Raw genomic sequence first — 20409 nt, 5'->3', positions numbered from 1 at the left:
TTCCTTCCCTTCAATGAGCAACGAGTAATGGAATGACGGTATCAATAAAAAAAAGCGGAATGGCTTAACCAATCCGCTTTTACCCTGTATTACATGGCTATTTTCTTTTCAGATGTTCGATAGCCGCTTCAACAAAATGCACAAAAAGTGGATGTGGACTGGCAACAGTGCTGCGGTATTCCGGGTGGAACTGCACAGCAATAAACCATGGATGATCCTTTAATTCAATCATTTCAACCAGGTTTTTATCTTTATTGATCCCAACCAGTTTCATCCCGGCCTTTTCATATTGCTCTCTGAAAGCATTATTAAATTCATAACGATGCCTGTGACGTTCAGCAATATCTGTAACACCATAAACATCAAAGGCTTTGGAATCTTTTTCAACAGTGCAGGGCCAGCTTCCAAGACGCATTGTACCGCCTTTTTTATCGAGGTCCTTTTGATCAGGCATAATGTCAATAACAGGATAGGGCGTATCCGGATTCATTTCTGTTGAATGAGCATCTTTCAATCCGAGCACATTTCTGCCAAACTCAATAACGGCACACTGCATACCTAAGCAAATGCCCATAAAAGGAATTTTGTTTTCCCTGGCAAATTTAATGGCAAGAATTTTTCCATCAATCCCTCTTGCACCAAAACCAGGTGCTACAAGTATGCCATCCAGTTTTTCAAGAATTTGCCTGACCGTTTTTGAATTTATGGCTTCAGAATGAACCATTATTACATTAACCTTGAACTGATTTGCAGCTCCGGCATGAATAAAAGACTCACTGATTGACTTATAGGCATCCTTCAATTCAACGTATTTTCCTATCAGGCCAATGTTTACTTCTCCTTTCGGATGCTTCAGTTTATAGAGAAATTCTTCCCAAAGCGATAAATCAGGCTCTTTCCGAATGGGGACCTGCATCTTCTCAAGCACCACCTGGTCCAGTTTCTCGTCACGCATGAGCAACGGGACGTCATAAATGGTTTCAACATCTATTGACTCAATGACAGCAGAAGGTATCACATTGCAGAATAAAGCAATTTTATTCCTTAATCCCTGGTTGAGATGCTTTTCGGTGCGGCAAACGATAATATCCGGCTGAACCCCAGATTCAAGCAAGGTTTTTACACTGTGCTGGGTAGGCTTTGTTTTGAGTTCGCCTGATGATGCCAGGTAAGGCACCAAAGTCAGGTGTATAACCAGGCAACGGTTACCCAACTCCCATTTCATCTGACGAACAGCTTCAATATAGGGCAGGGATTCAATGTCACCGACTGTCCCTCCTATTTCGGTAATAACAAAATCATATTTCCCATCGGCCCCTAATAGCCTGATGCGATATTTGATCTCATCAGTAATATGGGGAATAACCTGTACAGTTTCTCCAAGGTAATCTCCCTTTCTTTCCTTATCAATTACAGCCTGGTAAATTCGTCCGGTAGTTACATTGTTTGCCTGTGAGGTAGGAACATTGGTGAACCTTTCATAATGACCAAGATCAAGATCTGTTTCTGCACCATCCTGGGTAACATAACATTCTCCGTGCTCATATGGATTAAGAGTTCCGGGATCAATATTGATGTATGGATCCAATTTTTGGATCGCAACTTTGAACCCTCTGGCTATCAATAGTTTAGCCAGTGATGATGAGATAATTCCCTTCCCGAGAGAAGAAGCAACCCCACCAGTTGTAAAAATATATCGTGTTTCAGCCATAGGTGAATAGGTAGATTGGATTGACCAACAGTCAAACTAGGAATAATGAATTCAGCAAAAATTAGTGAATCAACTATGGGTTGCAAAAGTACGAATCCAAAATGGGATAAACCCACAAAATGAATAATTTTATTAAGTATAAGGTCTTTATTTATACTGATAATTAATTATTGGCTATAATCCTGAAAATGTGTTATGTATAATATGCAAATTTAGAAATCATCCTATGCTTAAAATTTCAGTAACCGGTTCAAATAGTTTACAGATTGAAGCACAAACAAAAAAAGCCGCATTTATAGCGGCTCAAGCGACTGATTTATAATTCAATCAGGCAACTTTCTCCTCTTTATTTTCAAGGACTGATGTAACAGTTGCATATATATCATTACGGCTGCAAGGCTTTGCGAGAAATGCATTCATCCCGACAGCCTGTGTCTCCCGCCTGACAGCTTCATCTGTATAAGCAGTTATTGCGATGATGGGAATGTATGGGTTAAAGATGCGGATATACCTGGTAGCTTCAATGCCATCAAGTACAGGCATGTCAATATCCATGAGGATCAGATCAAACGATTCTTGCCTGCAGGATTCAACAGCTTGTAATCCATCACCCACTACCTTAAAATCCCATTCCAGCCGCTTCATGTAAAGCGACATTAATTGCTGATTTAATTGGTTGTCCTCAGCGATGAGTACTTTCATAAGAGTAGTAATTAGCCTATAATGAGAGAGTATGAGATAATTAATCTATGCTTTTATCCAAATTTACTTAAAAGGTAACACGAAAAAAAAATATTTTTTTAAGTCCAGGAGTAAATATTTGTCAGTCTAACCAGGGTCAGGCTCAGCAATCCTTTTATTATCAACGAAAGCAAAAAAAAGAGGGCCATTTTAGCCCTCTTGAAATAAAAAACTTTTTTTTAACCCAGGTAAGATTTTAATAACTTACTCCTGGAGTTGTGTTTAAGTCTACGGATTGCCTTTTCCTTAATCTGTCGGACCCGTTCGCGGGTAAGATCGAATTTTGCACCGATCTCTTCCAGTGTTAAACCATTAGGGATTCCAATACCATAATAAAGGTTAATAACATCTCTTTCTTTTTCAGACAATGTTGACAAGGAACGTTGAATTTCCTTGGCAAGGGATTCCCTCATGAGTCCTGAATCAGTAAAAGGTGCATCTTCATCAACAAACAAATCGATGAATTTGGTATCCTCATCTTCAGCTAAAGGAGCATCCATTGAAATGTAACGTGTTGATATTCTCAGGGCAGCATCAATTTTGTATCCTGGAATTTCAAGTGCTTCAGCAATTTCATCTGCCGAAGGAAGTCTTTCAAATTTCTGCTCCAGCCGGGAGGTTTCTTTTTTAATCTTATTAAGAGAACCAACCTGGTTTAAAGGCAGCCTAACAATCCTGGATTGCTCAGCCAGTGCCTGCAGAATGGATTGACGAATCCACCATACGGCATAGGAGATAAACTTGAATCCACGGGTTTCATCAAAACGTTGAGCGGCTTTAATAAGCCCAAGATTTCCTTCATTAATGAGGTCGGGCAGACTAAGCCCTTGATTTTGATATTGTTTAGCTACTGAAACAACAAACCGAAGGTTGGCACGACATAATTTATCCAATGCCTGTTGGTCGCCGGTTTTAATCCTGCGAGCCAACTCTACTTCCTGATCAGCTGTAATCAATTCTTCTTTGCCAATATCCTGAAGATATTTATCGAGCGAAGCCGTTTCCCGGTTCGTTATCGATTTGGTGATTTTTAGCTGTCTCATCGGGAAATTATTTGGAAAGAACCAGGTGATGCTGTTACACAAACAAGTAGTTCTCTGATTAAAATAAAGTTAGCTTTCATCAGGTCTTAAACGCAAGTTCAAGACTTCAATTTTATTAACAAGTCGCAATGCTTTTTGTTTTCTTTATAATCCAAAACCATAATAGGCCCTGGTCCGGTTTGGATAAATGCCTTCGATAAGAACACCACCCTTTTTATTATAAAGCATAGTCTCAATATCATCAGCGGAGTTAACCGGTTTCTTATCTATTTCAGTGATGACATATCCTTCCCTGATCCCAGCTTCCTTCAGGATACCATCAGACAATTTGGTAACCTGTACACCATTCTTGGATCCGATTCTGGCTAATAATTCAGGGGAAGCTTTTTCGAAGGTAGCTCCAAGCAAATTCACCATATTCTTCTCTTCTTTTTTCACCACAGAAGTGTTTCCCTCTTTATTTCGAAGAACTATATTCAGTGTTTTTTCTTTGTTACCCTGGTTGATGACCAGTGCCACCTTATCTCCCGGGCGATATCGTCCTACATTTTCCAACAATTCTGAGGTACTGTTAACAACAACACCACCTACAGAAACAATAATATCTCCCTTCTTTACCCCGGCAGCAGAAGCAGCACCTTCTTCAACAACATCAGCAACATAAACACCGCGGAGTTCCTTCAATCCTTGTTCCTGGGCGAGTTTACTATCGATCTCACGAATATTAACTCCGAGGAAAGCCCGTTGTACCTCTCCATAATCAAGCAGATCGTCGACCACCTTTTTCACAATATTGACTGGAATTGCAAATGAATATCCGGCATAAAAGCCATTACCACTGGCGATAGCCGCATTAATTCCAACCAGCTCACCCCTGGTATTTACAAGGGCACCCCCACTGTTTCCACGATTCACTGCAGCATCAGTCTGAATGAATGATTCAATAGCCGGGCTATCAGGAGATCCGAGAATATTAATATTTCGTGCTTTTGCACTAACAATACCTGCGGTAACCGTTGAGGTAAGATTGAAAGGATTTCCAACAGCAAGCACCCATTCACCTATCATCAAATCATCAGAGTTACCATATACCAGGTAAGGGAGAGCCTTTTCATCAATCCTGATAACAGCCAGGTCGGTTGAGGGATCAGTTCCAACTACATCAGCAGAATAGGAACGTTTATCGTTTAGTACAACCTCTATCTTGGTTGCATCCTGAACAACATGATTATTAGTTACAATGTATCCTTCCGGCGAAATAATAACTCCGGAACCCGCTCCCTGCAATGGGGCCTGCTCACGCATCCCATTATCTCCAAAGAAATCATGAAAATTAAAGAAATAATCATAGTAATTATTCTTCCTGGAATACTCTGTTTTAATATGGACAACAGCATGTACAGTTACATTGGCTGCTGCTGTAAAATCAGGCAGCAAGGTTCCACTGGTATTTAATCCGGCTAATGTTGCAGGGACAGAATACTGAGGTACTCCCTGAACCTTGTCATATTTCTTTTGAATTAAAGCAAAAGCACCAAGTGAAATCAGGCCACCCATTATTGCCACTGCCAGATATGCACCAAACTTTTTCATTTTACAGATTTTTTAAGTAGTGTAACATTAATTTTCTTCCGTTCCAACACATGATTACCTTTTTGGAACCTGCTCTTGATTAACGCAATGTCAATACCAATAGTTTATTCACTCTTGTTAATAATTGTTAACCTTACATACATAAGGCAGATAGAGGGTTTTACCTTTGGAATGAAAAGATTTTCAGACTTACATTTTGACTGACATACCCTGAATATCTGCCAATCTGTCATTTTTATTTTTGCATTCAATGTGCCATCTGAACTTTATAGATCCAATCCGACACATCCCCTGGAATAGTGTATCCCAGTATAATAATAAACACCTGCAGACTCTGCTGGTTGCACCAAATACATAAATTTTCTCTTTTGCAGCGGTATTTTATTTCACATTGTCATTTATATCGATATCTGAATCTATCTTTGTATTTTCGCAGGCCCTCTGCAGAAACCTGATAAGGATGCATATTCCATTTATTAAATACCAGGGTACCGGAAATGATTTCATCTTAGTTGATGACCGTTCAAGGATATTTCCTGACGATGTGACTTTAATCAGTCATATGTGCAACAGGCATTTTGGAATTGGTGCTGATGGTTTATTGTTGCTAAGAAACAGTGATTCTTCTGATTTTGAGATGGTATATTTTAATGCCGATGGAAGTCCTGCAACATTTTGCGGTAATGGAGGCAGATGTATTGTAGCTTTTGCCCAAAGTCTTGAATTGATAGGTTATTCAACATCCTTTATTGCTGCCGATGGCATGCATATGGCACAAATTCTTGAAGAGCAGGGTGCTTCATCGGAGGTAAGTTTAAAGATGAAGGACCCGGAAATATATGAGTTTAATGATGATTCCTGTTTTCTGAATACTGGCACTTTTCATTTCGTGAAATTTGTGGATGATGTATCTCAAATCGATGTCCATGAAGAGGGAAAAAGGATACGGAATCTTCCAAAATTTGAACCTGCTGGTACGAATGTAAATTTCGTGCAGATCTGTGAAGGATATCTCAAAGTGAGAACTTATGAAAAAGGTGTGGAGGCTGAAACTTTGTCATGTGGCACCGGTGTGACCGCTTCCGCCATTGCCGCCTCACTTAAGTCAGGTGGGACAGATTTTCAGATTCAAACTCCAGGAGGCAACCTGAAGGTGACTTTCAGAAGAGATGGAACCAGGTTTAGTGAAATTACCCTACAGGGAAATGTATCACGAGTTTTTGAAGGTCAGTTTAGCTTTTAACAAAATGATAGGAACGCATATTTCACTTCGTGCCCCTGAACCAGCCGATATAGATACACTCTATAAATGGGAAAATGATCCAACTATATGGCACCTGGGGAATACACTTTCTCCTTATTCAAGATTTGAAATTGAACAATTCGTGCTGAACTCCAGTCATGATATCTATTCTTCAAAGCAACTAAGGTTTATGATTGACTGCCTTGACTCCAGCACCAAACAAGAACCAGTAGGCAGTATTGACCTGTTTGATTTCGATCCACACCATCGAAGAGCGGGAATTGGTATCCTCATCGATGAGAAATACAGGAAGAATGGTTTTGCTACAGAGGCACTGGAGCTACTTTCCGCTTATTGTTTCAACACCTTAAACCTGCACCAGCTTTATTGTAATATCGAGAATACCAATCAGGATAGTATCCGGCTTTTTACCAGGCTTGGTTATAAGACTTGTGGTTTGCGAAAACAGTGGCTTCTTAGAAACCAGGAATGGACCGATGAACTTATGCTTCAGTTGATAAATCCAAACGAGTCGATCAGTAAAACAATCCAGCGATCCCTGTTATAATGACAAATTATTATTCTTCAGTTATTCATAAGGAGCAGCGAAAAGCGCGCCTCAAAAGATTCTTCAGGTTCGGCATCCTCCTTGTACTTTTAGCATTCGGAGCCATTGCATACTTAGGCTATACCATGCTATACAAATCCAACGTCTGGCTGAACGGGCAGGAATCTTATGGCTTGAAAATAAGCTCCACGGAAAAATGGGAACAGTTAACAGACCATTTATATAAAAATGGACTCATTATCCATCGCAACTCATTTGAGTTTGTGGCCAACCTCATGAAATACCCTGATCATGTAAAGCCCGGATACTATCTGATTAAACCCGGAATGAGCAATCACCAGCTATTATCGAAGTTAAGGGCAGGAAGACAAGACCCTGTTAAACTTGTATTCAATAATATCCGTACAAAAGAAGACCTTGCCGGTCATATTTCGGAACAAATTGAAGCCGATTCCGTTTCGTTAATCAAACTCTTGAGTAACCCGGAAATAACCGGGAAGTTTGGCTTTACTCCTGCAACCATTTTAACGATGTTCATTCCAAATACTTACTCAGTGTATTGGAATATCAGTCCGGAAAAATTCCTTGACAGGATGTTCAAGGAGTATAATTCCTTCTGGAATGAAAAAAGAAAAAAACAACTCACTGACATTGGACTTACCCGCTTAGAAGCGATGACACTGGCCTCCATTGTTGAAAAGGAAACGAACCGGAATGATGAAAAGCCTGATGTTGCTGGTGTTTACATGAACCGAATTAAACAGGGATGGCTACTACAGGCTGATCCTACACTGGTATTTGCTTTAGGGGATTTTTCCATTAAAAGAGTTTTAAACATTTATAAAAAAATAGATTCTCCCTATAACACTTATATGTATATAGGACTTCCGCCCGGCCCTATATGTATGCCCTCCGTTTCTTCTATTGATGCCGTGCTTAATTACAGACAACACAATTACATGTATTTTTGTGCAAGGGAGGATTTTTCCGGGTACCATAATTTTGCGGTCACACAGCAAGATCATGAATTGAATGCCCAACGGTATCAGCAAGCACTGAACCGACAGGGAATAATGAAATAAGTTATCATTTCAGGCATAGCACTTTTTTCAGGATCCTTATTGTATCTTTTCAAGGAAATATGGAATTTTGGAACTATTAATCAGTGTGCTTATGTTTGATCTGTGGCTTCAAATGTTTCTTTGACTCTTAAGTTTAATTTCCATCCCGTGGCCAGATTCAAAACGATATTTTTGACCATAAATATCCTGTTACTGTCATTTGCTTTGCATGCTCAGCATGACACGGTGATTCAACAAGAATTACCGTCTAATGCAAAGAAACTGAAGGCTGTTATCATCTCTGAAAGTATATTGGGAATTGGCTGCCTTGGCGGGTTATATGGACTTTGGTATGCTGATTATCCCCAATCCTCTTTCCACTTCATTAACGACAATGATGAATGGTTGGGAATGGATAAAGCAGGCCATATGATGACATCCTATTATATGGGGAAGGTTGGCTATGAAAATCTAAAATGGGCCGGAGCAAAAGAGAAAAATGCCATCTGGTATGGAGGCCTGACAGGTCTTGCTTATTTAACTACTGTTGAAGTTTTCGATGGATTCTCAAAAGAATGGGGAGCATCCCCCGGTGATATGCTGGCCAATAGTCTTGGAAGCGCTTTATTTATAAGCCAGCAAATGTTTTGGTCGGAGCAGAAGATCATACTCAAGTGGTCCTTTCAATTAACAGATTACGCTCAGTATAACAAAGCCCAATTAGGCTCAGGAACGGCACAACGAATGCTGAAAGATTACAATGGTCAAACGTACTGGTTATCAGGAAATATCAAAAGCCTGGCAAACATGCATTCAAAATTTCCGGCCTGGCTTAATGTTGCTATAGGTTATGGTGCCGATGGTATGATTGCACCTAAAACGAATCCAGACCAAATCCAGGGAATTCCGATCCCTGATTTTAAAAGAAAGCATCAGTTCTATCTAGCGCCTGATATTGATCTTACCCGTATTCCAGTCCGGTCAAAAACCTTAAAACTGGTATTAAATGCCATTGGTTTTATTAAATTTCCGATGCCAGCCCTTGAGATAACTAATACAGGGATCAAGTTTCATCCCCTTTATTTTTAAGCACTTATAAAAGCAACAAATGACATCTCCCGGATCAAAATTCTTCCTGAGTATTATCCTGATGACAGGAATTAGTTATTCCTCGATCGCACAAAATCAGGAACTTAATAAAAAAATTCAGTCCATTGTAGAGGGTAAGAATCTGAAAGCAGGGGTTGCTATTAAACTTATAGAAACAGGTGATACTATTTCTATAAATGCTGCTGATCTTTATCCAATGCAAAGTGTATATAAGTTCCATTTGGCACTTGCTGTTTATGACAAGGTGCAGAAAGGCGAATTTTCTATAAATGATTCAATTTATATAAAAAAATCCGATCTCCTTCCCAATACCTGGAGCCCAATCAGAGATCGCTACCCGGAAGGAAATATTAATATGAAGTTATATGACATTTTAGGCTACACTGTTTCTCAAAGTGACAATGTAGGGTGCGATATTTTATTCAGATTACTGGGTGGACCTGAATATGTCAACGATTTCATCGCCTTGAATGGGATAAAGGATATTTCAATCAAAGCTACGGAAGAAGAAATGCACAAAAGCTGGGATGTACAATTCATAAATAGCAGCACACCCTGGGCCGCAGTTTTACTCCTGGAGAAATTTTTTAAAGGTGAAATAATCAATGGGATAAATTACCAGCTATTGTGGGATCAAATGGTTAATAGTTCTACAGGCGTTATGAGAATAAAAAACCGGTTACCTGAAGGAACTATTTTAGCTCATAAAACGGGTTCATCAGGCACAAATTCAGAAGGTATCACTGCAGCTACAAATGATATAGGTATCATCTGCCTACCTGGGGGGCGACACCTTGTTTTGGCCGTCTTTGTGACAAATTCACGGGAAAACAGCAGTGTGAATGAAGCTGTGATTGCAGATATCGCTTATGAAGCATATTCCTATTTCCTGTCAAAATAGAGAAGAAAACAGGTTTTAAGGTTATACATTGAACCGGATATGGAGAATATCCCCATCTCCTACCACGTAATTCTTGCCTTCCACAAAGAGTTTCCCGGCATCGCGACAGGCGTGCTCTGTCTTATAAGTCATGAAATCATTATATTTCATCACCTCCGCCCTGATGAAACCTCTTTCAAGGTCGCTGTGGATCACTCCGGCAGCCTGTGGAGCAGTCATTCCTTTATGAATGGTCCAGGCCCTGACTTCTTTGGGGCCGGCAGTGAAGAAGGACTGTAGGTTCAGCAATTTATAAGCTGAACTTACCACTTTGTTAACACCAGGTTCAGATAATCCGGCATCAGAGAGGAAAATTGCGCGGTCGTCGGCATCTTCCAATTCTGCAATCTGTGCCTCCAGTTCAGCAGCAATCATCAGCACCTCTGCATTTTCATCCTTAACAGCTTCCAGGAATTGCGTATAATAAGCATTTCCGGTTGCTGCTGATCCTTCATCCACATTACATACATAAATAACCGGTTTGTCTGTAATCAGGAACATATCAGCAATATGCTTATGATCTTCAACATGCACAGGGGCTGTTCTCGCTGGCTTAAACTCTTCAAGATGGGCCTTATAAACCTGGAGTACCTCCATCGTTTTCCTTGCATCCTTATCTCCGGCTTTGATGAGTTTTTCTGTTCTCTGGATTTTCCTTTCCACCATCCCCAGGTCTCTGATACAGAGTTCAAGATCAACGATTTCTTTGTCTCTCACAGGATTTACATTGCCTTCAATATGAGGGATCGTATCACTGTCAAAACAGCGAATCACATGAATCAGTGCATCAGTCTGTTGAATATCAGCCAAAAACCTGCTGGATCCACTCTCTGCCTGACCTGATCCTTTAGTCAGACCTGGAATATCTACAAGGTCAACAGTAGCAAAAACTACTCTGACAGAACGGATGAGTTTGTCAATTTCCAGTAATCGGGAATCCGGTACATTGATCTGACCAATATTTGCTTTTTGAACACCCGGTTGATTATGAACCTTAGTATTCGCTACACAGTTAAAAAGAGTGGTTTTACCCGTATTGGATAAACCAATGATGCCACATTTTAATCCCATAATTACCTTAAATTTGAGTGCAAAGGTATGAACTAAGCAAGAAGGAAGAAAATAATACCTGACAGGTTATCTAAAAAGGTTGAGATTATACCTTTCTTCCACAAACTTAAAATACCAATACAACCGTCTGTTGAGTTCCAAATCATAGATAACTGAGGTGCGATAATCAATATAGGATTCAACAACCCTCGCATACCTGCCGGTTGTAAAATAATAATTCCAATTGGATACAGCCCTGCCATTATAAGCCTGGTAAGTATCATTGGTTCTGTCAAGTGCAGGTGAATAATGCAATTCATACCATAAGTCAAACTCAGGATCAATGATTAGCAGATCATATTCTGTACTATCCTGGATATTTGAAACATCAGTTTTCACTGAAACTGAAGAATGATGAACCGGAGAGCATGCCCAAACCAGCATTATCATAAAAACTAACTGGAGTATCCATTTCATATTGATATTATTTATCTTCTTGTTGGTATTCATGAATACATTCCGGGCTTGAAATTTTGCAGGCTGATAATTTTCATTCAATGATAATCCTAACAAGTACTACAGATTCCACAGGGCATTTGTTCAAGCCTATGTTAACTACAAAGTTACTACCAGAATCCCGCGGAATCCAAACTTTTCAAAAAACACCAGCATATTTGTAATTATCAGATAAAAGTGACTTTTACGTAAATATCAGTATTTCTTCCTTTATCATCGCAACAGGATATCTTATTCATCCCTGCAACAGGGGTAAAAAACAGTGTTTCTGAAACACTGGCATCTTGTAGAAATTTGTTATTAATATACCAATAAACTTTCGTGACATCTACCCCTGCAGAACAAGCCAATTGCAACTTCTGATCTGCATCAGCATATAGAATATATTCCTTATTTCCATTAAGAGAAGTGATTACCGGATCCTGGTCCTGGTAGACACGATTACAGGATGAATTATGAGGAGGTATCCTTTTGTAAGGAATGCGTTCAAGGTTATAGAATGTTAGTAACTGAGGCCTGTAATTGGGATAGAAATCACTCCGATAACCACTGGCAGGAAGGCAACTCCTGCAATATGATTCTGTGCCTGAAGGATTGGTAAAAACTTCCAGCATGTGATTACATTTCCGATTGGAAGAAACAGCCGGGATGTAGTAATCCATCACAATATTCTCGCAAAAGTCGTTGGGCGGCAGACCTGATTCAGAGCATACCAACCTGAAATCAACACCTTCTGGCTGTTTAAACCATTTAGGATTTTTTTTGTATGTTAATTGATTAAATATTTTGAATAAGATGGGAGCAGCTGTCTCTGATCCTGAAAGATCTGCGATGCCGGTGCCATCAAAATTCCCTACCCATACCCCTACAGTATATTCAGGATTATATCCAATGCTCCATGCATCCCTTCTACCATAGGATGTGCCGGTTTTCCAGGCAATATGGGGTAAGTGAACGGAGTTTTCAAAGTAATTTGGCAAATCCGGCCGTTTGAGATTGGTCAGCATCTCTGTTATCATCCAGGAGGATTGCGGACTAAATAAAGTGTCTGTTCGGATTTGCTTATCTTCTTTACAGTATTGGAGGGGATAATGCCTGCCATCCCTTGCCAGAGAAGAATAAAGGTTAGTTAGTTCTTCGAGTGTAACTCCGCAGCCACCCAGGACAACTGAAAGTCCAAGTTTATCTTTTCTTTTTGAAATCCAGCGTAGCCCTCCCCTCCCAAGTTTCTCAACAAATAACTCCACACCCAGCCTGTTTGCCAGGTCCACAGCAGGGATATTTAGTGAAAGCGCCAGAGCCTGAGTAGCCGTGAGTTGTCCCCGGTATGTTTCATCATAGTTTGAGGGCTTATATCCTCCAAAATTAATGGGAACATCTTCCAGCATACTTTTTGGAGTTATCAATCCTTTATCAATTGCCATTGCATAAAGAAAGGGTTTCAAAGCGCTGCCTGGCGACCTCAGTGAAGAGACTCCATCCACCTGTCCAGAATACAATGATTCTTTAAATCCTGCAGAACCGGCATAAGCCAATACTTGTGAAGTTGTGTTTGAGATTACGATTACCGCACAGTTGGTAATACCTTTCATCCTGAGGCTGGCAATCTCAGTAGCCATTAATTTCTCTACCTGATCCTGCAGATTACGGTCAATAAATGTATTCAGTATCAAATGCTCCGGGAACATTCTAACGAGTTTCTCGGCATAATGAGGAACAAGGCGTGGTGCGGGTAGCCTGTGTGCAGTAAGAGGTTCTGTTAATGAAGCGGTTAATTGAGATTCATTAATCCATCCCTGTCCGGATAATCTTACCAACCAATGATTCCTCTCTTTCAGAATCCTTTCATTATTTATACCCAGCCGAAGGTGATGGGGATTATTGGGAATAATTGCCAGGGTTACAACCTGGGCTGTACTTAAGGTATAGGGTTTCTGGCCAAAGTACAGGAAAGATGCGGCTTTAATGCCTTCAATATTACCTCCGTATGGCAAAAGATTCAGATACATTTCAAGAATCCGGGATTTGGAATAATGCATTTCCAATTGTACCGCCCTGAATATTTCGATTACTTTGCTTAGGTATGTGCGCTCCCGGCGTTCCAACAACCTGACCACCTGCATTGTAATGGTGGATGCTCCTGATATTCTTTCACCCCGGCTAAAATTTTGCCAGACAGCCCTGCCGATTGAAAATATATTCACACCGGGATGATACCAGAACCACTGATCTTCTTTCTGAATGATCGTTTTTACCAGGATTGGGTTGACTTCCTCAAGTGAACAATTCATCCTCCATTTCTGGTCAGAAGAAAGAAAGGCATGGAGAAGTTCCTTGTCACGGCTGAGCACCTGGCGGGAATAATCAATCCTGACAGTAAAGGGAAAACAAAGGTCCAGGAAAAAGAAAACAGCAAATGCTATCAGGACAATACCCACTCCTGATTTGAACCAATGAGCGATACCCTTCTTTTCGGCACTGATGAATGAAATCGCTGATCCCCTGAACCTGATCATTTTAATGCGGAAATAATGCCTTCATTACCTTGCACAATTCGTCCGATGACTGAAGCATTGAGCACCTTTTTCGCATGAAGTGCATCGATGAGTGCCGGAGCAGATTCTTCAGGTATTGAAATCAACAGGCCTCCTGAAGTTTGAGCATCACAGAAAATATAACGTTCGAATATATCCAACTCATCTGACCACTGAATCCATGTAGAATAATATTCAACATTCCCTTTGGTCCCCCCTGAAACAGCTCCATCTTCAGCATACTTATAAATTCCTTCCATGAGAGGCAACTTACTGAAAAAGACTTCTGCATTCACTTTACTTCCCCTGGTCATTTCACTCAGGTGACCTAAAAGTCCAAATCCGGTCACATCTGTGCAGGCATTCACAGGAAAACCGGATATCACTTCCGCAGCCATCTTATTCAAAGTCTTCATACTTTCTACAGCTTCTTTCCTTGAATTATCAGTAGAGATTTCCTTCCTGATGGCAGTAGATATAATTCCAGTACCCAGGGATTTTGTGAGGATCAGGACATCCCCCGGCTTTGCGTTACAATTCATCAGAATTTTTGCAGGATGAATAATCCCTGTGACAGTCATACCAAATTTGGGTTCTTCATCATCGATGCTGTGTCCTCCAAGTATACTGATGCCGGCTTCTGCTGCTTTATCTGATGCACCTCTCAGTATGGCTTCCAGCACATCTCCGGATAATTTCTTAGAGGGAAATGCAACTACATTCAAAGCGAACAAAGGCTTTCCTCCCATTGCATAAATATCACTCATGGCATTAGCTGCAGCTATTGCTCCAAAATCATAAGGATCATCTACTATTGGGGTAAAAAAATCAACGGTCTGCACGATGGCCTGCTCATCATTAATTTGATAAACGGTTGCATCATCGGAGGTTGAGGTCCCTACCAATACAGCTGGATCAAGCGGAACCGGGAGATTTTTCAGTATTTTCTCCAGGTATTGTGGTCTCATTTTGCATCCACATCCCATTCCATGTGAAAAATGAGTGAGTTTTATAGTTTCATTATGATCTGCGTTCATGGATATTCATTTGTGACTTAGTAAAATCAAGAATTTTCCTGGCATTCATTTTCATATCCGGCGAATCCAGCCGGATTTCAAAGACCTTTTTAAATGGCCGTTTTTTCAATGCAAACTCATAGGTCTTGTCATAATATTGCAGCACAATCTCTGCCACCTCTGACAATTTTCCACTTTCCAGGGCTTCAAGTGCCAGTTTATTCTGATAAGTACCCATCCCCTGGCAGATATGCAGAATTGACTCCTTTAACAGGGATTTATCGAAATGGGAGTATTCATTCATAAGTCGGGAGACCCTGATTTCCAGTGGCAATATCAGCCGGATTAAGGTTCCGTTCTGCATGCTTGCCCTGAATGTATCAGGAAGGTAAACTGTCCCCACTTTATGGCTCTCATGCTCAATCCATAACGGTTGCTGATTGTTTTTTTGTGCCCAGCAAACGTAAAGATCATTTTCAAACTGCTCTGTTGAGGGTTGGACGGATTGCCCGAGATGGCCGAATGACGAACCTTTATGGTGAGCCATTCCTTCAAGATCGATGGTTTGTTCTCCAATCTTCTCTAATTCGCCTAGTATTTCAGTTTTCCCACTACCGGTCATGCCTCCCAGCAAAAATATACCAGGAGAGGTCTTGAAACTTGATCTGATGAATTTTCGATAAGCCTTATATCCACCTTCAAGGAGAAAAACCTCATAACCCAGTTTTTCGTAAAACCAGGCCAGGCTTTCACTTCTCATTCCCCCTCTCCAGCAATGGATTCCAATCTGTTTAGCTGTAGTAATTTTTTCAATTTCCGATATAAAACTTCCAAATTTCAAACCGACGATTTCCATACCTTGTTTTACAGCGGGATCCTTCCCTTGCTTTGCATACAGAGTCCCAATAATGGCCCTTTCATCATCTGTAAAAAGAGGCAGGTTAAAGGCTCCTGAAATATGTCCGATAGCATATTCCCCTGGTGACCTGACATCGATGACAGGCCATTGATTACTGAATGAAAGAAATTCTTTCGGGTTAAGAATCCGGGGCATTTCTATTAAAATTTGACATACATTATGCAAGGAATAACTGATCGATTCACCCTGCCTGATAGACCTATTCTACAATCCTGACATCAACCTTTTCATCATCAATATAAACCAGGTACTTCATGATATTTCGGTAACCCATATCACTCAAGGCATCAGCATAACGTTGAATTTGTTTCAGATGATCTTCAAGAGGTTTGCCAGTCTTAAATTCCAGCAGGCTTACCTTTTCATTGTCAATAATGACCTGGTCAGGACGAACAACAGCTCCATCCGGCAAAAGTACACCTCTTTCGGATTGAATGGAAGCTTTACAAGCAAACAAGGGGCTTAAAAGTTCATGATTCAGTACAGTTCTCACCTGCCGGTTGAGTCGCTGTGCCTGACTTTCGGTAAGTTGCGCATTCAGGCAAATATTTTCTAATGTCTTGTCGATATCCTTTGATGCACTCACTTTTGAGAGTGAATCATGCACAAGTTCTCCCCATGCTTGTTGATCACCTGCATTAACCCCTTCCCATATTTCAGGTGCCCTTTTTGCAATATTGATCCGTCCATGCCATGAGTTGGAAATAAAGTTATCAATAGTAGGAACCGCAACTCTTTCTATATTTTTTTCCTTTTTTAGAAAATCTTCTTCTCCATAATGGTAAATATTTCCACTTACTGCCCAATTCTTATTCGAAGCAATTAAGTAGTCACGAAGTAGTCCCGGCAGCGACATTGATTCCGATTTATTTTTCGAAGGGAGTTTTGAAAGCACATACAAGCGATCTACCGGCCGTGTAAATGCAACATAAATCATATTTATCATGTCCAGAAGTGATTTATTACGCTCAGTTCTGTACTCTTCACCATATCCAACAGATTCAAGTTCCGATATCACAGGTAACAAAGCTACTGGTAAGCCAGACAATACCGGGTTTGTTGGCTTGATCCATACTTTATCCATTGTAGTCTTTAGAAATTCTGTTGCAAAAGGCCAGATAACAACCGGAAACTCAAGACCTTTTGCTTTATGGATTGTCATGATACGCACGGCATCAATACCTTCCGGAACAATCACACTTAATTTTCCTTTATTCTCATTCCATGCTAACAATAAATCCTGCAATTCATAGGTTTCCTTCTGGGAATAGCGGTTCACAAATTCAAGGAAAAACTGAATGTAGGGGTCATAGGGTGCCAGGTCCATTTCAAATACTCTGAGAACCTCCTCACACATATCATATAAAGGCAATCTCAAGAGTAACTTACGTGAAAATACAATCCCAGAATTTAGCAATACCTGTTCAAAATCATTTGATTGAATGAGTGAACCCAATTCCTCCGGTTCGTGCTTCAATTGTTTATTTAAGATGAGATATATCAGGACCGAAGAGGTGGAAATCATATCCCCGGGATTAGAAAGCATAGTAAGAACTGAAACAATAAAATTCACTTTTGGTGAAGAAGACAATAATAAAGCTTCCGTAGAAACCACGCTGATACCCTGGTTCATCAGGAATCGGGCTACTGCACATCCCTGTGCATTGGAGCGGGTGAGAATTACCTGATCAGAATAAGAATAACCTTTCAGTTTTAAATCATTGATAATCCCAAGTATCCTGTCAAGAGTCATTTCCTTGAAACTCTGTGCATCACCGGCTTCCAGGAAATCAATACTTACAGTTCCCCCGGATCGGCCTGGCACTGGAATTTGTTCCTGTTTGTCGTAGATGGAACGAAGTGAATCATCAAGTTTTTGAGAAACAAACTCAAAAAACTCATTGTTGAACTCAATAATTGCTGGCAATGACCTGAAATTACTATTCAACAGTTTCTCATCATAATTGTTCCTGAGTGCATGCCTGGCATCTGCAAATACTTCCTGATCATAAGCTGCAGGTAAATTGGGCAAGAGCATAAACTGCTCCACTTGTCCGTTCCTGAAACGATAGATGGCTTGTTTCTCATCGCCAACAACCAGGTTAAACTGTGCAGTAGCAAGGGAATTGGTAATTAAAGGGAGCAGGTTTTTCCACTGGAGTTCCGAAGTATCCTGGAATTCGTCCACCAAATAATGCTTATATTTTTCACCTGTTCGCTCATAAATGAAAGGCACAGGCTCCCTGATGATAATATCCGTTATCAATTTGTTAAATTCAGATACATGCAGAACATTCCTCTCTTTCTTAACCTCTTCCAGCTCTTTTTCAATTGCACTGATCACCCCTAACTGATATAAGTTCCGGCTAACGAGTTCCAGTAATTTAAAACTACTATACTCCTTGTCAAGCAATTTTTCAATCTGCAAATATTTCTCAAGCAGATCCGGTTTGATTCTTTGGATTGCTTCACACTGAATGATATCTTTTTTATTTCCGATCCATGAATCCTTTTGAATTGTATCAACAACGCGACTGTTCGGAAGCTTCACCTGACCATTGGCAATCGCACTGAAAAATGAGCCTATTCCCTGTCGTCCGAAATAAAAGGATTCAATTTCAACATGATTATTTTTAATGATCTGTAATGCTTCTTTAGCCGGGGAGGCAATGGATTCCCTGAATTCCGCATGGAATTTCCTGACCTCCCTGATAATGATCAATACCTTTGCAGGGGTTATTTCCTTGAGTTGAGAAGCAAATTTGTACCCATCTTCGGAGAACAGACTTTTACCAGCCAGCCTGATATCAGTTTCAATGTGCCAGTTTTTTTCATCCTCAGCTTTCGATTCAGTGAACTCAATAAGGATACGAGTCAATTCAGGATCAATACCTGCCTTAGCGATCAACCTATCTGTGGCATCAATCAGAAGTACATCCTGATCCATCTCAATCTCAAAATCGACCGGGAGGTGAAGATCATGAGCAAACGTCCTGATAATTCTTGAAACAAAACTATCGATCGTCCTGACAGCAAAATCGTCATAATCATGCAATAATGCGGATAGCACCTCCCCTGCTTTAAGAGCAACCTGTTCCGGCAGAAAACCAGTTCGTTCAGAAAGGTCAGGCAGCATAAATCGTATGGCTGCTGAATCATTGAATTTCTCCGGGTTACTAAGATGCAACAGGCTGGTTACAACCCTGTTCTTCATTTCATTGGCAGCCTTGTTTGTAAAGGTAATGGCCAATATTTGCTTGAAATAAGATGGGTATGAAATAGCCAGAAAAAGGTACTCCCGCACAAGCGTGTAAGTCTTGCCTGAACCTGCTGATGACTTATATACTATGAAATTTTTCATAACCGGATAATTCCTAAAAGTAGAAAAAAAAGCATTGCCATTAATAGCGGGTAATTCCAATTCAATGTTTTCATTCCATATGAAAACCCGGACAATCAAAAACCAAAATAGAACAATGGAAATAACATTTATAGTTCGATGAATAAAAAAAGTGGGTTAATACCCACTTCTCCTTGAAAAACCAAACCACTTAAATTTTAATGAAGGAATATCTTCTTTAATCTGAAAACATTATTGTTTTCCTTCATTCTTTTACTATTCGTTCTTTTTTGTTCATTTCGAGGGAAACGGCCCCAGGCTCCTCATTACTTTTGAAACTTATTGTATAACAGGATGGTGAAGATTTCAGATCATTACCGGCAACATTCTGAAATGTGAATGTGATAACCTCCTTACCGTTTGAGAGATGATCCTTGATCACAGCTGTAAGCTTTTCAATCATTAAAGCCAGGTCCTTTTCCAGGTTTTCAGCTTTATACTGAGAAGAAACTTCTCCAAAAGTGATATTTTCCCCTTCAACTTTGATCAGGTCTGAAGGAAGTCTGGTATAGGTGGTATTTCCCGGGATATTCTCGCTGACGGTATTAGATTTATTCCTGTTTTCATCATCTTTAGCGACAAGTGTAGTATTCACCGGAATATCATCAATATACGCTTCTTCAGGCATTTTACCAGCCATTATGCTATTTGAAAGCAAGTTGGCTTCTGCAATTTTATAAGTATCGAATGGGATGTCACTAATATAAGCTTCATCAATCATTGCTTTGGAAGTCGAAAAAAAAGCTGCCGTTTCCAGGTAGCTTTTATATATAGTTTCAGTATTGAAAGGGATGTCGTTAACATAGGCTTCATCCACCATTTTGGTAATAAAATTTGGTTCAGCTGCAAAAAGGGAAGAATTTACGGTGAAGAAACCAACAAACATTAAGAGGCTAATTGTTTTCATGGTTATATGTGTATTTAGTGGAAATTCTTTTGGTTAAAAATCGGATATATGACGTGA

At 40.1% G+C, this 20409-nt stretch carries 16 protein-coding genes; 5 read left to right on the top strand and 11 right to left on the bottom strand.

Annotation, left to right across the window (positions count from 1 at the left end; translation table 11 throughout):
* Nucleotides 1-97: 97 nt before the first annotated feature.
* The 4 genes from IPH84_13445 to IPH84_13430 form a co-directional block, all read right to left on the bottom strand.
* On the bottom strand, nt 98-1711 hold the full coding sequence (locus tag IPH84_13445) for a CTP synthase (GenBank protein ID MBK7174206.1): 1614 nt from the start codon (nt 1709-1711) through the stop codon (nt 98-100).
* A 327-nt stretch (nt 1712-2038) separates the two neighbouring features.
* On the bottom strand, nt 2039-2413 hold the full coding sequence (locus IPH84_13440) for a response regulator (GenBank protein MBK7174205.1): 375 nt from the start codon (nt 2411-2413) through the stop codon (nt 2039-2041).
* Between the two features lie 218 nt (nt 2414-2631).
* The gene (locus tag IPH84_13435; GenBank protein ID MBK7174204.1) at nt 2632-3495 is read right to left on the bottom strand and encodes an RNA polymerase sigma factor RpoD/SigA; all 864 of its coding nucleotides are present in this window, start codon (nt 3493-3495) and stop codon (nt 2632-2634) included.
* A gap of 144 nt (nt 3496-3639) precedes the next feature.
* On the bottom strand, nt 3640-5088 hold the full coding sequence (locus tag IPH84_13430) for a Do family serine endopeptidase (protein MBK7174203.1): 1449 nt from the start codon (nt 5086-5088) through the stop codon (nt 3640-3642).
* Between the two features lie 460 nt (nt 5089-5548).
* Between IPH84_13430 and IPH84_13425 the strand changes: the two genes are divergently transcribed.
* The 5 genes from IPH84_13425 to bla all read left to right on the top strand — a co-directional run bounded on the left by IPH84_13425 (nt 5549) and on the right by bla (nt 9971).
* Nucleotides 5549-6331, top strand: coding sequence for a diaminopimelate epimerase (locus tag IPH84_13425; protein MBK7174202.1), 783 nt, complete (start codon nt 5549-5551; stop codon nt 6329-6331).
* Nucleotides 6332-6335: 4 nt separating this feature from the next.
* Nucleotides 6336-6899, top strand: coding sequence for a GNAT family N-acetyltransferase (locus IPH84_13420; protein ID MBK7174201.1), 564 nt, complete (start codon nt 6336-6338; stop codon nt 6897-6899).
* A complete protein-coding gene (gene mltG / locus IPH84_13415) occupies nt 6899-7981 on the top strand; it encodes an endolytic transglycosylase MltG (protein ID MBK7174200.1) in 1083 nt (360 codons plus the stop codon). The genes IPH84_13420 and mltG overlap by 1 nt, the downstream gene beginning before the upstream one ends.
* Nucleotides 7982-8206: 225 nt before the next feature.
* Nucleotides 8207-9049, top strand: a complete 843-nt coding sequence (locus IPH84_13410; GenBank protein ID MBK7174199.1) for a DUF2279 domain-containing protein — start codon at nt 8207-8209, stop codon at nt 9047-9049.
* Between the two features lie 19 nt (nt 9050-9068).
* The gene (gene bla / locus IPH84_13405; protein MBK7174198.1) at nt 9069-9971 is read left to right on the top strand and encodes a class A beta-lactamase, subclass A2; all 903 of its coding nucleotides are present in this window, start codon (nt 9069-9071) and stop codon (nt 9969-9971) included.
* Nucleotides 9972-9992: 21 nt separating this feature from the next.
* Here bla and ychF read toward each other — a convergent pair whose 3' ends face one another.
* From ychF to IPH84_13370, 7 genes are all read right to left on the bottom strand, one after another.
* Nucleotides 9993-11081 (bottom strand): redox-regulated ATPase YchF, encoded by a 1089-nt coding sequence (ychF, locus tag IPH84_13400; GenBank protein ID MBK7174197.1) that lies wholly within the window; start codon nt 11079-11081, stop codon nt 9993-9995.
* 66 nt (nt 11082-11147) lie between these two features.
* Nucleotides 11148-11537: a hypothetical protein gene (locus tag IPH84_13395; protein MBK7174196.1), complete on the bottom strand. Its 390-nt coding sequence runs from the start codon at nt 11535-11537 to the stop codon at nt 11148-11150.
* A gap of 206 nt (nt 11538-11743) precedes the next feature.
* Entirely contained in the window at nt 11744-14092 is a 2349-nt protein-coding gene (gene pbpC / locus IPH84_13390; protein ID MBK7174195.1) for a penicillin-binding protein 1C, read from the bottom strand.
* Nucleotides 14089-15147 carry a selenide, water dikinase SelD gene (gene selD / locus IPH84_13385; protein ID MBK7174194.1) on the bottom strand — a complete coding sequence of 353 codons (1059 nt, stop codon included), beginning with the start codon at nt 15145-15147 and terminating at the stop codon, nt 14089-14091. Before selD ends, pbpC begins: the two co-directional genes overlap by 4 nt.
* The gene (gene mnmH / locus IPH84_13380; protein ID MBK7174193.1) at nt 15131-16180 is read right to left on the bottom strand and encodes a tRNA 2-selenouridine(34) synthase MnmH; all 1050 of its coding nucleotides are present in this window, start codon (nt 16178-16180) and stop codon (nt 15131-15133) included. The genes selD and mnmH overlap by 17 nt, the downstream gene beginning before the upstream one ends.
* 64 nt (nt 16181-16244) lie before the next feature.
* The gene (locus IPH84_13375; GenBank protein ID MBK7174192.1) at nt 16245-19406 is read right to left on the bottom strand and encodes a UvrD-helicase domain-containing protein; all 3162 of its coding nucleotides are present in this window, start codon (nt 19404-19406) and stop codon (nt 16245-16247) included.
* A gap of 244 nt (nt 19407-19650) precedes the next feature.
* Nucleotides 19651-20352: a hypothetical protein gene (locus tag IPH84_13370; protein MBK7174191.1), complete on the bottom strand. Its 702-nt coding sequence runs from the start codon at nt 20350-20352 to the stop codon at nt 19651-19653.
* Between the last annotated feature and the right edge of the window lie 57 nt (nt 20353-20409).

The sequence above is a fragment of the Bacteroidales bacterium genome, from assembly GCA_016707785.1.
In the GTDB taxonomy this organism is placed as follows: domain Bacteria; phylum Bacteroidota; class Bacteroidia; order Bacteroidales; family UBA4417; genus UBA4417.
Note: the sequence above shows the minus strand (reverse complement) of the source record. Positions and strands in the feature narration are given on the sequence as shown.

What these genes read in the sequence shown, in the direction of transcription:
- IPH84_13435 (MBK7174204.1), bottom strand. Translation starts at nt 3,495, where the DNA reads ATGAGACAGCTAAAAATCACCAAATCGATAACGAACCGGGAAACGGCT.
- IPH84_13445 (MBK7174206.1), bottom strand. Translation starts at nt 1,711, where the DNA reads ATGGCTGAAACACGATATATTTTTACAACTGGTGGGGTTGCTTCTTCT.
- mnmH (MBK7174193.1), bottom strand. Translation starts at nt 16,180, where the DNA reads ATGCCCCGGATTCTTAACCCGAAAGAATTTCTTTCATTCAGTAATCAA.
- mltG (MBK7174200.1), top strand. Translation starts at nt 6,899, where the DNA reads ATGACAAATTATTATTCTTCAGTTATTCATAAGGAGCAGCGAAAAGCG.
- IPH84_13375 (MBK7174192.1), bottom strand. Translation starts at nt 19,406, where the DNA reads ATGAAAAATTTCATAGTATATAAGTCATCAGCAGGTTCAGGCAAGACT.
- IPH84_13440 (MBK7174205.1), bottom strand. Translation starts at nt 2,413, where the DNA reads ATGAAAGTACTCATCGCTGAGGACAACCAATTAAATCAGCAATTAATG.
- IPH84_13420 (MBK7174201.1), top strand. Translation starts at nt 6,336, where the DNA reads ATGATAGGAACGCATATTTCACTTCGTGCCCCTGAACCAGCCGATATA.
- IPH84_13395 (MBK7174196.1), bottom strand. Translation starts at nt 11,537, where the DNA reads ATGAAATGGATACTCCAGTTAGTTTTTATGATAATGCTGGTTTGGGCA.
- IPH84_13370 (MBK7174191.1), bottom strand. Translation starts at nt 20,352, where the DNA reads ATGAAAACAATTAGCCTCTTAATGTTTGTTGGTTTCTTCACCGTAAAT.
- IPH84_13425 (MBK7174202.1), top strand. Translation starts at nt 5,549, where the DNA reads ATGCATATTCCATTTATTAAATACCAGGGTACCGGAAATGATTTCATC.
- selD (MBK7174194.1), bottom strand. Translation starts at nt 15,147, where the DNA reads ATGAACGCAGATCATAATGAAACTATAAAACTCACTCATTTTTCACAT.
- IPH84_13430 (MBK7174203.1), bottom strand. Translation starts at nt 5,088, where the DNA reads ATGAAAAAGTTTGGTGCATATCTGGCAGTGGCAATAATGGGTGGCCTG.
- pbpC (MBK7174195.1), bottom strand. Translation starts at nt 14,092, where the DNA reads ATGATCAGGTTCAGGGGATCAGCGATTTCATTCATCAGTGCCGAAAAG.
- ychF (MBK7174197.1), bottom strand. Translation starts at nt 11,081, where the DNA reads ATGGGATTAAAATGTGGCATCATTGGTTTATCCAATACGGGTAAAACC.
- bla (MBK7174198.1), top strand. Translation starts at nt 9,069, where the DNA reads ATGACATCTCCCGGATCAAAATTCTTCCTGAGTATTATCCTGATGACA.